Source organism: Clostridium sp. LXY-7 (assembly GCF_056172015.1).
Window position 1 is genome coordinate 182,091 of the sequence record NZ_JBLLJL010000004.1, and the last position, 14,260, is coordinate 196,350.

Genomic DNA, 14,260 nt, shown 5'->3' on the forward strand with positions numbered 1-14,260 from the left:
GTGTTATTACAATTAGAAGAATTTATAAATGAAGTAAATATTCTTAAAGGAAAATTAGAAGAATTAAAGGTGTCTCTTTGACATAGCAACAATAGAAAAAAGATTAAGTGAACTGGAATTCAAAATGCAGGAGAGAGATTTTTGGAATGATATAAATAATGCACAAGAAATAACTCAAACTGCTAAAACATTAAAAGATAAAATAGATAATTTTAACAATCTTTGTAATAGAATTGAAGAAGTAGGGATACTTATAACTCTTAGTTTGGAGGAAGAGGATTCTTCCTCCTACAAAGAGATAAAAGTAGAATTAAAAACTCTAGAAGAAGAAATTGAAAACTTAAGTATTGAGACTCTTTTAAGCGGTGAGTATGATAGAAACAATGCAATTTTGGAACTTCATACAGGTGCCGGTGGAAATGATGCCCAAGATTGGACTCAAATGCTATATAGGATGTATTCTAGGTGGTGTGAAGCTCATGGATTTAAGACTGAAGTTTTAAACTATGTTTCTGATGATGAGGCTGGAATAAAGGCTGTTACTATTAAAATTACAGGAGAATTTGCCTATGGATATTTAAAGGCTGAAAAGGGTGTTCATAGATTAGTTAGGATATCTCCATATAATGCCAATGGTAAAAGGCAAACATCTTTTGCATCCTGTGAAATATTGCCAGAACTTACAGAGGATCAAGATATAGAAATAAGGTCAGATGATTTGAAGATAGATACCTATAGGTCAGGCGGTGCTGGAGGACAGCATGTAAATAAGACAGAGTCGGCTATAAGAATAACTCATATACCAACAAAAATAGTTGTTCAATGCCAAAATGAAAGAAGTCAACATAATAATAGAGAATATGCACTAAAGATGTTAAAGGCTAAGCTTGTAGACTTAAAAGAGAGGGAACATAAAGATAAGATTGAAGATTTAACTGGAGAATTGAAGGATAATGCTTGGGGAAGTCAAATTAGATCTTATGTATTCCACCCCTATAACTTAGTTAAGGATCATAGAACTGGAGTTGAAACTTCTAATGTTAATTCAGTTATGGATGGAAATATTGACATGTTTATAAAATCTTATTTAGGGTACAATAAATAGTCTATAAATAGTTGGGGTAATTTCAAAGATTGAAGTTACCCCAACTATTTATATAACTATGATTATTTACAAGTTTATTTAAAATATATACTTTTAATAAAACCACATAGTATAATGAAAATTTATAGCTTTAATCTAATAAATATAAATATTAGACTAGATATTCCAGAAATTACAAGTAATAAAGGTGTATGATTATATAAAATATTGTTAGTATAAGCTAAACTAAGAACACTTTCTTGAACTACATTAAAGCATCGTTTAATTGCAGTTTCACTGATATAATCAATTTTATCATTTGGAGTGTGGATTCTAAGCATATCATTATCACATAGTGTTACAGCCTCAATATTTTTACCTCTAAACGGTGCATGGTCACTAGCATCTTGAAATAAGTAATTGAAATAAATATTTTCATTCCTAAAGATAGATGTTAAGTCCTTAATAAAAGGTGTATCCACACTATCTGTTTTACTTCCCATTATACATAAGGGGATACCATCAAAGCTTCCAATCATATCAAAATTGATTACTTTAGCTCCTTTAAGCTTATTTTCATATTTATCAACAAAGGCTTTAGAACCAAGTAGACCGAATTCCTCAGCATTAAAGCTAACAAATATAATATCTCGTTCGGGAATCCCAAGAGAAGATATATACTTAGACAATTCTAGAACAAAGGATGTCCCAGAGGCATTATCTAAGGCTCCATTATATATGGTATTACCTAGATCATAACCTATATGATCAAAGTGAGAACCAAAAACTAAAGGCGGAAGAGATGGATTTTTTCCTTCAATATAGCCTACTACATTACTAACAGTGGTAGCTTCAATCTTAATTGGAATGTTTACATATATGGAAAAATCATTATCAAGATAATTTCGTATTTCAGTTAGAGTTTTAGTAGTAATAAAAACATATAAGTCATGTTTACTGTCTTGATAGAAAGAACTTCTAAAGGTTAAATTATCTTTTTCAGTTGTATATAAAATAATACTTCCATGGTCAGTTTTCACATTAATAAAGTCGTCACTGGAGCTCAAAACATTAGATTTATTAAATTGAATTTCATTAATTCTAAAGTTCAATAAATCTTCTTTGTAATTAACTCCATAGTCCAAGTTCTTAACTATCCTATTATTACTATCTATCACAGAGATCATAGGTGTATCTTCGATATGTTTTGGATAGTTAACCTGAAAATTTTGAAGATAATCTTTATCATAGGGTTTAATATTATTACTTATAAAGGTATCTTTAATGTAAGCAGCTACAAGTGCGTTTTCTAAAGTACCAGTCATTCTACCTTTAAAATCATCACTAGATAAATAAGCTATATTGTCTTTAACATCTTTAGTACTAAAATTATTAGTATTGTAGTAAGTATTATAGCTTAAGGAGAGAGTTATTAACGTAGATGTTAGTAGATAATTTATTATTGCTTTTTTCATAATATCACCTAATTTATTTTTACTAATACCAATAATATGAAAAAAAATCATGAGCTATGATTAAGAATAGATAATTTTGTGATAAAATAAATAAAGTACTGCGCATTTTATTTCGAGGAGGCTAAATAATGAATATAATTAATGATAAATTGTTAAAAGAATTCCAGATTTCAAAAGATCAGTTAAATAATGTTATTGAATTATTAGATGAGGGTAATACAGTACCTTTTATCGCTAGATATAGAAAAGAAAAAACAGGAGGTCTTGATGACATAATATTGAGAAACCTATCTGAAAGATTGACATATTTAAGAAATTTACAAGAAAGAAAAGAAGCTGTTGTTAGATTAATTGAGGAGCAAGGAAAGTTAACAGAGGAAATAAAACTCGCTCTAGAGAAGACAAGTACATTGACAGAAGTGGAAGATATATATAGACCCTATAAGCCTAAAAAGAGAACTAGGGCCATTATAGCTGCAGAAAAAGGATTAACTCCATTAAGTGAATTTATTATAAATGGAGATAGTAGTAAAGAATTGAATGTGTATGCAGAGGAGTTTATTAATGCCGAAAAAGGTGTGGAAACTATAGAGGAAGTCCTTCAAGGAGCTATGGATATAATAAGTGAAAAAATAAGTGATGATGCAGATATTAGAAAATGGATTAGAGAATACGTTCAAAGAACAGGAATCATAGAAACCAAGGGGGAGAGTAAAGAAAGAACACCTTATGAGATGTATTATGAATATAAAGAGCCTGTAAAATCTATTCCACCTCATAGAATTTTAGCTATTAATAGAGGGGAAGATGAAAAAATACTTTCAGTTAAAATAGTATGTGAAAATGAAAGAATTATAAACTATATAAATAATAAGACTTTGACTTCAAATGAACAGTGTAATAAATATATAGCATTTAGCGTAGAAGATTCTTTAAAAAGATTAATATATCCATCAATAGAAAGAGAAATCCGTAATATGTTAACTGAAATAGGAGAGAATGGTGCTATTAAGATATTTAAAGAGAATTTAAAGGCACTGCTTATGACACCTCCTATAAAGGGAAAAACAGTTATGGGATTTGATCCAGGCTTTAGAACTGGGTGTAAGGTAGCTGTACTAGATGAAACGGGAAAATTTTTAGACTATGTTACAGTACAGGCAACTTCAGAAAATAAAAATAGAGTAGAAGAAGCTATTCACAAGCTTAAAGATATGATAATAAAGTATAAGGTGGAGGTAATATCTTTAGGAAACGGGACAGCATCTAGGGAATCAGAACAGGTTCTAAGTGAAGTTATAAATAGGGTTAAGGCTGAAACTGGAAGAGAAGTATTTTATGTAGTAGTATCAGAGGCTGGGGCATCAGTATATTCAGCTTCTGAACTTGCTAGTAAAGAATATCCAGAGTTAGATGTAACTATAAGAGGAGCTATATCTATAGGTAGAAGATTGCAAGACCCATTGGTTGAATTAGTAAAGATAGATCCAAAGTCCATAGGAGTAGGCCAATATCAGCACGATGTTACAGTTAAAAAAATGGATGAATCGTTAAAGAATGTAGTTGAAGACTGTGTAAATAATGTAGGAGTGGACTTAAATATAGCAACACCATCTCTACTTTCTTATATTTCTGGAATAAATTCTACTATTGCACAAAATATAGTTGCATACAGAGATGAAGTTGGGAAATTTAAATCAAGAAAGGAGCTGTTAAAGGTTAAGAGACTAGGAGCTAAGGCTTTTGAACAATGTGCAGGGTTCTTGAGAGTAATGGAGAGTAAAGAGATGTTAGACAGTACTTCAGTTCATCCAGAAAGTTATGAGTCCTGTAAATCATTAATGAAAATATTAAATTATAGTAAAGAGGATATAAGCAATAAAAATATTAAAGACATAGATAAAAAAATTGAAGGTATAGGTGTTGAAAAGCTTTCGGATGAAATAGGTGTAGGAGTACCAACTCTACTAGATATTATTAAAGAATTAAAAAAACCAGGCCGTGATCCAAGAGAGGAATTACCAAAGCCTATATTTAAGACAGGTGTAATAGAATTATCACAGCTTAAGGCAGGCATGAAGCTTTTAGGAACAGTTAGAAATGTATCTGATTTTGGAGCCTTTGTAGATATAGGAGTCCATCAAGATGGATTAGTTCATAAGAGCCAACTAAGCGATCGATTTGTTAAGCATCCACTGGATATAGTTAAAGTTGGAGACATAGTTGAGGTTTCAGTACTTGAAATAGATGAAAAAAGACATAGAATTTCACTATCAATGAAGAAGAACTAATAATATTAATTTAATATTACTTATTGAATATTAATATAATTCATGATAATATATTAACATAGTAATAATTTAATAATGCACTTCAGGGCGGGGTGAAAGTCCCCACCGGCGGTAAAGCCCGCGAGCCGTAAGGTTGATTCGGTTTAATTCCGAAGCCGACAGTATAGTCTGGATGAAAGAAGGTAGCAGTATGATTATATTAAATATAATTGTATTATTTAGTGTATATGCCCTGATTTTTTAATCAGGGCTTTTAATTTTATTTAATATTATTATACTAGACCCTTTGAAGATGCCAATATTTTGGGGGTTATAAAATGAAGAAAAATGAAAACAGCAGTTTGGACAGAATGATTAAAATCTCTTTATTATCAGCAGTAGCAGTTATATTGATGTACATTGATATTCCGGTACTACCAGCATTTCCATGGTTAAAAATTGATTTTAGTGATGTACCAGCATTAATGGGAGCTTTTGCCTTTGGACCATTAACAGGAGTAGTAATTGAACTTTTAAAAAATATCTTAATATTATTAGTTAAAGGCACAGGAACAGGTTTTGTGGGAGAAATAGCAAATTTTTTAGTAGGAGTATCTTTAGTATTACCTGCTGCTATGATTTATCATAGGAATAAGTGTAAAAAATCAGCTATAATAGGAATGATTGTAGGGGGGCTATCTATAGAAATTATAGGAATATTCGCCAATACATTCTTGTTATTACCAGCTTTTGGAATGAAAATGGCTGGAGCAGAATTAACTAATTATATATTATTTGGACTACTACCTTTCAACGGTATTAAAGCCATCCTTGTTGGAATAGTTACCTTTGTTTTATATAAGAGACTTTCTTTAGCTATATTTAAAGTAGAACCAAAACTAGACAATAAAAAGGTTGTAAAAAACCAAATTTAGTATAATTAAACATTATACAAATAGGCTTAAATATGAAATTAGATTAATTGAACTTCATATTGTTCCTGCAAATGGTATTCACAGGAACAATATGAAGTTCAATTTCAATGTTTTATAAAATAAAAGCCTATTAGTATAATGTAGAAACTTAATTATAATTTATATATTATGATTCCACATTATATATCCATCTTCTTTAGGATGATGGTAATAATTCTTCCTTATTCCTTCTATAGAAAACTTATGTTTCTCATATAATAAAATTGCAGCCTTGTTAGATTGTCTTACTTCTAAGGTTATTCCAGCTACGTTATGAGCTTTACATATGGACATTAAGTGTTCTAAAATAGAATCTGCTATTCCATGGCATCTATAATCTGGATGCACAGCTATATTAGTGATATGGCCTTCATCAAAGAGAAGCCATATTCCACCAAATCCAACTACAGTATCACCGTATTTAGCCACTACATATTTAGAATATTTATTATCTAATTCTTTTTTTAGAGCATCAAAAGACCAAGGAATTGAAAAACTTAAATCACTTACTTCTTTGACACCAATAATATTTTCATCATTCATTGCTACAATAGAAATATCACGCATTGCTTTTTAATTTCTCCTCATATTCTCTTTCAGCTTGAGATAATCTAAGATATATAGGAGAGGAACTAAATACGTTATCCTCTTTACCATCTTTAAGTAGATTAAGCCCAATTTCTCCTAGGGCAGAAGCTTTTACAATGTTAAGGTGAGAAGGGGCAAAGCTTATATTGATTAAGTTTTCTATGAGGGTAGATTTAAATTTATAGGTACCATCGCCTACAAAGTATACTTTCTTATTAAAACCTTTAAGTTTATTTATCAACTGTTCAATAGATAATAATTGAGGATTATCTAAAGCTAAAAGTTCATTGTTATCACGCTTATAAAAATTCGTATATACATTTCCTCTTAGAGCATCAATAATTGGACAAATTATGCAATCTTCAACTATCAAATTATTTGCAAGAGCATCTAATGAAGATATGGAAATAAAAGGTTTTTTAGTTGCTTGAACCAAGCCTTTTATGGTAGCCATTCCTATTCTAAGTCCAGTAAAGGAACCTGGCCCCTTTGAAACAACGAAACCATCTATATCCGATATAGACAAATTTGTATTGATTAAAAGCTTATCTATCATAGGCATCATGATTACTGAATGTTGCTTTTTATAATTAAAAGTAATTTCGCCTAAAAGTTTATTATCTTCTATAATAGCGGCAGTGGCACTTTCAGTTGCAGAATCTAAAGACAAAATTTTCATAGTGTTAGCTCCTTTATATAATCATATCTATTATCAGTATAGTTTATTGTTATTTTTCTATAGGTATTTCCTAGTGAGGGGATCTTATCTAATTTTATAGTTAAATTTTCTGATGGAATTAGTTCTTCTATATAGTTTGCCCATTCAATTACACTTACTCCATCACCAAATATATATTCATCAAAGCCAATAGCTTCAATTTCATCAGGATCATTAACTCGATAAACATCAAAATGATAAAACTTAAGCCTTCCTTCATATTCATTTACAATATTAAAAGTAGGACTTGTGATATGATTATCTATTTCCAATCCTTTTGCAATTCCTTTTGTAAGATGAGTTTTACCAGTACCTAAATCTCCAATTAAGCAAATAATATCATTCTTATTACATAGCTTTCCTAATTGAATACCCAGATTCATCATTTCATCAACACTACTAACTAAAAACTCCATGTATTTCACCTCATTAATATTTTAGCCCAAAATCAAAAAAATGAAAAGTGTAGCTTAATAATACCATAAAACAAAACATAGCATATAATATTATATACTATGTTTTGTTTTATGGTATTATTTTTTTTCTACCTTAGATACCAATGTGTTTTTAAGATATTTAACTGCCTTATTGCAGATTAATCCATTTCTGGACATATCATCTAATATTTGAAATGCTTCGTACATATACATTCCCTTTCTATAAGGTCTATCCTCAGTTAGGGCTTGATATATATCACAAACTCCAATTATTCTACTCTCTTCACAAATATCATCACTTTTAAGTCTTCTAGGATATCCAAAGCCGTTTAGTTTCTCATGGTGATTAGATGCCCAGTCACTAATATCTTTTATATTACTAATTCTATCTAAAATTAATTTTGTATAATAAGGATGAGACTTTATTATAGAGAATTCTTCATCTGTTAGTTTCCCATTTTTATCTAATATCTCTGTAGGTATAGCTAACTTGCCAATATCATGTAAAAGTCCAGATATTTTCATTTTTATGCATTTATCGTCATCATAATTTAAATATTTTGACACATCATAGGCCAAATTGGCTATGTCTCTTGAATGTCGTGCAGTAAAACTACTTTTATTATCTATTATAGTAGCAAATGTTTCTGCAATAGTTTCAAACTCCTTTAAGGAAAGAAATCTATCATTAATAGGAGCTATGTTTTCTAATAAAAAATTTCTGTATGAAACATTATAAAGATTAAACCAAAAACTATCAGTATTAGCTATATTTAAGAAAGCATCCACAATTTTGGGATTAAATAATATTTCACTTTGCGATTTCACCCAGTTAATAATGTTATCCTTTTCAGGGTAAAGCTGTAAATTAGAATCATATTTAATTTCTATTAAATCAGCTAATCTTATTATTTGGCTTTCAAAAGGAGTTAGGTAGCTTTTAAGCTTCATACAACCGGTACCATTATAATTTTCGTGGTGATATAGAATAATATCATAAACCTGTATAAGAGAAGGAGTTTGTTGAATCATACGGGCACCTTCAATACAGTGTTTTTTAATATATTCACTTGAATTATGGACTTTATCTAACATATTTTGTGCCCCTATGTCATGAAGCATAGAAGCGACATATAAATTGTAATAACTATCCTCACTTAGATTCAAGACTCTACCCAACTCAAGAGCTATATAGGTTGTACACTGAGAGTGGTGTGAGTATTTATGCATTGAAAAGTTAACCTCTGATACATGTTCAACCACATGGACATCCTTCATGAAATTATTTTCTGCTAAATCTAAGGAGATAGATAGAGCCATAACGATTTTACTAAGACTTATACTCATATTATCCTCCCAAAATTTATAAACTATATAAATTTAGTAACATTATATCATATTCATTACATATTAATATAAGAATATATGGAAAATTATTTTATACAAATATAATTGATACATTATTCTTAAAAAATAAAGTATAATATACATATAAATGGATTTGAAAAGGGGGATAAATATGTTTGTAAGAAATTTAATGTTACCAAAAGAAAAATTAGTTACAATAGTACCAAAAGCTACCATAGGTGATGCACTAAGCTTAATGGAAAAAAATGGGTTTTTATCCATACCAGTAGCGGAAGGTGATAAATTCTACGGCTGCATATCTAAAGAGCAAGTATATACGTATTACTATGAAAAATGTATAGAAAGAAATTGTTTACTATCAGACTTTTTAGTTGAAAACGTTATGAGAACAGATGTACCAGTAATAGATCCATTAGAACAAGTAGAAGAGGCAGCTCATTTCTTAGAAACTAAAAATATTTCATTTGTAGCTGTAGTGGATAAAAAGGGAGAATTAAAAGGAATTGTTACACATTACGCTATATTCCATCAGTTCACAGAAGTATTTGGATTAAATAGAGGAAATCGTTTAGCTGTCATAGCATATGATATTCCAGGACAGATATCAAAATTATCTAAAATAATAACGGACAATAATGGACATATAATTAGCTTTGTAGTTGTAGATCCTAAGAGTATAACAGAAGTAAAAGAAATAGTTGTTAGGCTAAGAACCGATAGCATGGATCAAATTATAGAAAAAATTAAAGCAGCAGGGTTTAAAGTACAATAATTACTTTGGAATAATTTATATAAACCATTTATTAACTGCCACATAAATTGTATTTTATTTATGTGGTTGTTAATAAAAAATTTATTTAAACATAGTAGAAATTAAGAGTTTTATATAATATACTAGTTTATAAATCATAAGCATTAAAATTATTAATGTTAGGAGATGGTTAAAATTAGTGATGTAATAGATTTTAATGAGTTAAAGAATAAAGCCACGGATAAAGATATAGATAAGTTTGAAGAATATATATATTCAATGTACTATACTATGTCTCAAGGTAAATTATCTATGGCTGAAATGAGTAGAAAGATACAGAAGTATATGTTAGACAATAACATATCCCAAGAGAAGTTTATGAATATACAAAAAAAGCTTATGGAGAGATATGGTTTTTCTATGGATGATATAGAAAAAGAGATGAGTAATTTAGGTATTGATAATAACAGTGTGCTTGGGAGCATCGGTAAGGATTATGAAGGTGTAAGGAAGGCTATTGGATTTCAAGAGAAGTATAATGCTAGAATGAGTACTAAAACTATAAACACATATAGCATTAGTAATGACAAAAACAGCTTAGAGATAATACTTCAAGATGAAAATGTAATATTAAAAAGTTTTAAGAAAATTGACTTAACGGATAATGAGTTAAATGAATTTTTGTGTTCTTATAAAAAAATAGTAAAAGAGAAAATGCTTAATATATCTATTTGTGAGAATGCTTCAACTTATCTTTATTAATAGCTTTCCCAAGTTGAAAATGAATAGTGTATTATTAAAAATATTAATGATAGACTAATTCACTTTCAACAATGGTTTTTAATATTTTATTGGCAAATAAAATAAAAACTATTGATTTTATTACGTATATATTATATAATAAGTCTTGTTACGAAGGGGTATAGCTCAATTGGTAGAGTAGCGGTCTCCAAAACCGTTGGTTCCGGGTTCAAGTCCTCGTGCCCCTGCCATAGAAACTCAGTAAACTCAAAGGTTTACTGAGTTTTTTTATGCCCGCATGGTCAACAGCTTGATGATGAAAGTTGTTGTTCTTACTTGGTTCAAGTCTTAGTAATAAATAGTTTTTTTATTCTTCAAATAAAGGATGTAATTTTAGTAAAGTAAATTGTTAAATTGTATTGACAGTATATGAGAAATAATATAATATTAACATAAATGGTACGTACCAGTAATAAAAATAATCGTAGGTGGAAAATATGAAGAGCATAAATAAAGAAAGCAGAATACCATTATATTACCAGTTGATAGATATAATTATAGAAATGATGGAACAAGGGTATCTGAATGAAAATGATCAACTACCTTCAGAAAGAGAGTTGTGTGAAACTTACAATGTTAGTAGATCTACTGTAAGACAAGCTATACAAGAATTAGAGAGGGAAGGATATGTATATAGAGAACATGGAAAAGGGACCTTTGTTTCACCCCGAAAATTGAAACAAGACCTTCTAGAGTTTTATAGCTTTACTGATGAAATGAAAAAAATAGGGAAGAAACCATCATCACAAGTATTAGATTTTAAATCAATAGAATGTAATGACGAGTTAGCAAAAAAGATGAATTTATTGTCAGGAGAAAAAATTTATGTATTTACAAGATTAAGACTAGCTGATAATGAACCTATGATGCTAGAAACAAGTTATGTGCCTTATAGCAGATTCCCAGAGCTTACAAAAGAACAACTAGAAAAAGATGCCATGTACAATATATTTACAGAGGCATACAAAACAACATTTACCTGCGCTGAGGAAATATTTCAACCAGTGTTAGCCAGGGAAGAAGAAGCAGAAATATTAAAGTATAATTCTGGATCGCCTGCAATGATGATAGAGAGAATAACATATGAAAATACTATGATTATTGAATATACAAAAGGCATTGCAAGAGGAGATAAATTTAAATATCATGTTGTATTAAAAAAATAAATTTTTTTAATACAACTGGTAATTACAACATGATGACATGATGACGTTATAATATGATAAAGGGTGATAGAATGTTTGGATTTAATGAAGAAAAATGGAAAGAACTGAATGGATTTAATACAGCCAAAGAAATATACCAACAACCTGAGCTTTGGTTGGAAACATTGGAAATAATCGAAAGTAACAAAGATAGTATTAACAAGTTTATAGAGGAAAGACTTGAAAAGAAAAAGATTAGAATTGTATTTACAGGAGCTGGAACGTCTGCCTATGTAGGGGAAGTAGTGATTCCCTATTTAAACAAAAGAAAGGAATACATTTTTGAATCTATACCTACAACGGACATAGTTTCTAATCCGGAGTCATATTTTAAAAAGGATATTTCTACAGTATTGGTATCCTTTGCTCGTTCAGGGGATAGTCCCGAAAGTGTGGCAGCTTATGATTTAGCTAATAATTTAGTTGATGACATAAGTCATATATTTGTCACATGCAATTCAAAAGGAAAACTAGCAAAAATGTCCAAGGAGAATGAAAACGTTTTTTTATTACTTATGCCAAATAGATCTAATGATTTAGGATTTGCAATGACTAGTAGCTTTACTTGTATGACACTTGCGGCGTCATTGATTTTTGATATGGAAAACCTTGAAGAGAATAAAAAACAGATATTTGAAATGTCGGTCATCGGCAAACATTTATTAGATGTTGGATATAAAGAACAGAAGAAATTATTAAATTATGATTATAAGAGGGTTGTATATTTAGGGTCTAGTAGTTTTTTTGGAATTTCAAAAGAAAGCTCATTAAAATTATTAGAACTAACTAGGGGAAAAATTATATCTTATGATGAGACAGTCTTAGGGTTTAGACACGGTCCTAAGTCCATTGTTGATGATAAAACTTTAATATTTCTATATGTTTCAATAGATGATTATGCAAGAAAATATGATATAGACATGTTAAATGAGGTTTACAACAATACTGGAGAGCATAAGATAATCTCAGTTACAAAGGAATATGATGAAGAGGTTGAAAAAAATTCAAATTATCAATTTTATTTAAGTAAATATCCAATTAAAGTTGAGAATGAAACTTATATATCATTACTCTATCTAGTTTACGCTCAAATATTCGCACTATTATATTCAGTAAAAGTGCATGTAGAACCTGACGATCCTAATCCAAGTGGACTTGTTAATAGAGTAGTTAAGGGAGTATCAATTTATAATTACAAGTAATAACTATAAAAAATATATTTAAGGGGGAAAATATTATGAAATTTAAAAAAATGATAAGTACCATTCTCTCTGTAATTATAGTGACTACAATACTTGCTGGATGTAGCAGAGAAACTGATAAGAAAACTTCTGGTAATGACGACAATGTAACTTTGACCTTTGGATTGTGGGATAAGTATCAAGAACCAATACTACGAGAAATAGCGGACAAATTTAAAGAACAAAATTCAAATATTAAAATTGATATTCAATTAACACCATTTAGCCAATACTGGACAAAACTAGAAGCTGCCGCTACTGGTGAAGTTCTTCCAGATATATTTTGGATGAATGGTCCCAATATAGTTAAATATGCATCAAATGGAATATTGTTGCCTATTGATGATAAGGTGAAAGAAGATAATATCGACTTAAATTTGTATCCAGAAAGCTTAGTAAACTTATATACTATTGATGATAAACTATATGGTATTCCAAAAGATTGGGATTTAACAGCGTTATGGTATAACAAAAAGCTGTTTGATGAGAAAGGTGTAGAATACCCAAATGAGAATTGGACATGGGATGATTTGGTTGAAGCTGCTAGAAAACTAACAGATAAAGAAAAAGGTGTTTACGGAATAGCTGCAAGACCTGATACACAAGAAGGTCTTTATAACTCAATACCTCAAAACGGTGGGTTTATAATTTCAGAGGATAGAAAAAAATCAGGATATAATTCTCCTGAAGCTATTGAAGGAACACAAATGTGGATAGATCTTATAAAAGAGGGGGTATCACCTACTCTAGAAGAAATGGCAGATACCTATGAAATAGACATGTTTAAGGCTGAGAGATTGGCCATGGTTAACGCGGCTTCATGGAATGTACCTGTATTTATGGAAAATGAATTAATAAAAGATAATGTTGATTTAACTGTAATGCCATTGATTAAAGAGCGTGCAGCAGTAATACATGGATTGAGTAATGTTATTTCTGCTAATACAAAACATCCTAAAGAAGCTTGGGAATTTGTGAAGTTTCTTGGAGGTAAAGAAGCAAATGAAATTTGGGCAAAATCAGGAGTAGTTATTCCTGCACGTATGGATGTATTAGATATATGGAAAAAAACTTATCCTGGCCTAAATCTTCAAGCATATGTTGACGAATTAGACTATTCAATAATGTATCCAGCATCAAAAAATACACCAAAGTGGAATGATATTGAACTTAAATATATTAAGCAAATGTGGGCTGGACAAATATCAGTTGAAGAAGGCTTAAAAAAAATCGGTGAGGAAATGGACGAAGCACTTCAGCAAGAAAAATAAGGTAAAAACTAATAGTAGTACATCTAGTTGGACTTTTTTTAAAGAGTTCACCTAGTTTGTACTATTCCTTAGATTTA

Annotated in this window: 13 protein-coding genes, 1 tRNA gene and 1 riboswitch; of the genes, 9 read left to right on the forward strand and 5 right to left on the reverse strand. The window is 29.8% G+C overall.

Going from position 1 to position 14,260, the window contains the following annotated elements:
- Nucleotides 1–1,105, forward strand: a protein-coding gene (gene prfB, locus ACI48Q_RS14085) for a peptide chain release factor 2 (protein ID WP_474919749.1) whose coding sequence is annotated in 2 segments (ribosomal slippage) — nucleotides 1–78 and nucleotides 80–1,105 — 1,104 coding nt in all. Because the reading frame shifts where the segments join, the coding sequence is not laid out codon by codon here.
- A gap of 122 nt (nucleotides 1,106–1,227) precedes the next feature.
- Here prfB and ACI48Q_RS14090 read toward each other — a convergent pair.
- Nucleotides 1,228–2,559 carry a M28 family metallopeptidase gene (locus tag ACI48Q_RS14090; protein WP_474919750.1) on the reverse strand — a complete coding sequence of 444 codons (1,332 nt, stop codon included), beginning with the start codon at nucleotides 2,557–2,559 and terminating at the stop codon, nucleotides 1,228–1,230.
- Between the two features lie 128 nt (nucleotides 2,560–2,687).
- Here ACI48Q_RS14090 and ACI48Q_RS14095 point away from each other — a divergent pair, with 128 nt between their 5' ends.
- Nucleotides 2,688–4,850, forward strand: coding sequence for a Tex family protein (locus ACI48Q_RS14095; protein ID WP_474919751.1), 2,163 nt, complete (start codon nucleotides 2,688–2,690; stop codon nucleotides 4,848–4,850).
- Between the two features lie 74 nt (nucleotides 4,851–4,924).
- Nucleotides 4,925–5,037: riboswitch (FMN riboswitch) on the forward strand.
- Nucleotides 5,038–5,167: 130 nt separating this feature from the next.
- Nucleotides 5,168–5,764 (forward strand): ECF transporter S component, encoded by a 597-nt coding sequence (locus tag ACI48Q_RS14100; RefSeq protein ID WP_474919752.1) that lies wholly within the window; start codon nucleotides 5,168–5,170, stop codon nucleotides 5,762–5,764.
- 159 nt (nucleotides 5,765–5,923) lie between these two features.
- On the opposite strand, the gene rimI is transcribed toward ACI48Q_RS14100, so the two are convergent.
- From rimI to ACI48Q_RS14120, 4 genes are all read right to left on the reverse strand, one after another.
- Nucleotides 5,924–6,370, reverse strand: coding sequence for a ribosomal protein S18-alanine N-acetyltransferase (rimI, locus tag ACI48Q_RS14105; protein ID WP_474919753.1), 447 nt, complete (start codon nucleotides 6,368–6,370; stop codon nucleotides 5,924–5,926).
- Nucleotides 6,363–7,070 carry a tRNA (adenosine(37)-N6)-threonylcarbamoyltransferase complex dimerization subunit type 1 TsaB gene (gene tsaB, locus ACI48Q_RS14110; protein ID WP_474919754.1) on the reverse strand — a complete coding sequence of 236 codons (708 nt, stop codon included), beginning with the start codon at nucleotides 7,068–7,070 and terminating at the stop codon, nucleotides 6,363–6,365. Before tsaB ends, rimI begins: the two co-directional genes overlap by 8 nt.
- Nucleotides 7,067–7,525, reverse strand: a complete 459-nt coding sequence (gene tsaE / locus ACI48Q_RS14115) for a tRNA (adenosine(37)-N6)-threonylcarbamoyltransferase complex ATPase subunit type 1 TsaE (RefSeq protein ID WP_474919755.1) — start codon at nucleotides 7,523–7,525, stop codon at nucleotides 7,067–7,069. Before tsaE ends, tsaB begins: the two co-directional genes overlap by 4 nt.
- A gap of 117 nt (nucleotides 7,526–7,642) precedes the next feature.
- Nucleotides 7,643–8,893, reverse strand: coding sequence for an HD-GYP domain-containing protein (locus tag ACI48Q_RS14120; RefSeq protein WP_474919756.1), 1,251 nt, complete (start codon nucleotides 8,891–8,893; stop codon nucleotides 7,643–7,645).
- A 172-nt stretch (nucleotides 8,894–9,065) separates the two neighbouring features.
- Here ACI48Q_RS14120 and ACI48Q_RS14125 point away from each other — a divergent pair, with 172 nt between their 5' ends.
- The 6 genes from ACI48Q_RS14125 to ACI48Q_RS14150 all read left to right on the forward strand — a co-directional run bounded on the left by ACI48Q_RS14125 (nucleotide 9,066) and on the right by ACI48Q_RS14150 (nucleotide 14,183).
- Nucleotides 9,066–9,686 (forward strand): CBS domain-containing protein, encoded by a 621-nt coding sequence (locus tag ACI48Q_RS14125; RefSeq protein ID WP_474919757.1) that lies wholly within the window; start codon nucleotides 9,066–9,068, stop codon nucleotides 9,684–9,686.
- Nucleotides 9,687–9,860: 174 nt separating this feature from the next.
- Complete coding sequence (locus ACI48Q_RS14130; protein ID WP_474920182.1) at nucleotides 9,861–10,427, forward strand: DUF3867 domain-containing protein; 567 nt, start codon at nucleotides 9,861–9,863, stop codon at nucleotides 10,425–10,427.
- A 154-nt stretch (nucleotides 10,428–10,581) separates the two neighbouring features.
- Nucleotides 10,582–10,657: transfer RNA gene (locus ACI48Q_RS14135), tRNA-Trp, on the forward strand.
- 246 nt (nucleotides 10,658–10,903) lie between these two features.
- The gene (locus ACI48Q_RS14140; protein WP_474919758.1) at nucleotides 10,904–11,632 is read left to right on the forward strand and encodes a GntR family transcriptional regulator; all 729 of its coding nucleotides are present in this window, start codon (nucleotides 10,904–10,906) and stop codon (nucleotides 11,630–11,632) included.
- Between the two features lie 53 nt (nucleotides 11,633–11,685).
- Entirely contained in the window at nucleotides 11,686–12,873 is a 1,188-nt protein-coding gene (locus ACI48Q_RS14145; RefSeq protein ID WP_474919759.1) for an SIS domain-containing protein, read from the forward strand.
- A 35-nt stretch (nucleotides 12,874–12,908) separates the two neighbouring features.
- Nucleotides 12,909–14,183, forward strand: a complete 1,275-nt coding sequence (locus ACI48Q_RS14150; RefSeq protein ID WP_474919760.1) for an ABC transporter substrate-binding protein — start codon at nucleotides 12,909–12,911, stop codon at nucleotides 14,181–14,183.
- Nucleotides 14,184–14,260 lie beyond the last annotated feature (77 nt).

What these genes read in the sequence shown, in the direction of transcription:
- ACI48Q_RS14090 (WP_474919750.1), bottom strand. Translation starts at nt 2,559, where the DNA reads ATGAAAAAAGCAATAATAAATTATCTACTAACATCTACGTTAATAACT.
- ACI48Q_RS14095 (WP_474919751.1), top strand. Translation starts at nt 2,688, where the DNA reads ATGAATATAATTAATGATAAATTGTTAAAAGAATTCCAGATTTCAAAA.
- ACI48Q_RS14100 (WP_474919752.1), top strand. Translation starts at nt 5,168, where the DNA reads ATGAAGAAAAATGAAAACAGCAGTTTGGACAGAATGATTAAAATCTCT.
- rimI (WP_474919753.1), bottom strand. Translation starts at nt 6,370, where the DNA reads ATGCGTGATATTTCTATTGTAGCAATGAATGATGAAAATATTATTGGT.
- tsaB (WP_474919754.1), bottom strand. Translation starts at nt 7,070, where the DNA reads ATGAAAATTTTGTCTTTAGATTCTGCAACTGAAAGTGCCACTGCCGCT.
- tsaE (WP_474919755.1), bottom strand. Translation starts at nt 7,525, where the DNA reads ATGGAGTTTTTAGTTAGTAGTGTTGATGAAATGATGAATCTGGGTATT.
- ACI48Q_RS14120 (WP_474919756.1), bottom strand. Translation starts at nt 8,893, where the DNA reads ATGAGTATAAGTCTTAGTAAAATCGTTATGGCTCTATCTATCTCCTTA.
- ACI48Q_RS14125 (WP_474919757.1), top strand. Translation starts at nt 9,066, where the DNA reads ATGTTTGTAAGAAATTTAATGTTACCAAAAGAAAAATTAGTTACAATA.
- ACI48Q_RS14140 (WP_474919758.1), top strand. Translation starts at nt 10,904, where the DNA reads ATGAAGAGCATAAATAAAGAAAGCAGAATACCATTATATTACCAGTTG.
- ACI48Q_RS14145 (WP_474919759.1), top strand. Translation starts at nt 11,686, where the DNA reads ATGATAAAGGGTGATAGAATGTTTGGATTTAATGAAGAAAAATGGAAA.
- ACI48Q_RS14150 (WP_474919760.1), top strand. Translation starts at nt 12,909, where the DNA reads ATGAAATTTAAAAAAATGATAAGTACCATTCTCTCTGTAATTATAGTG.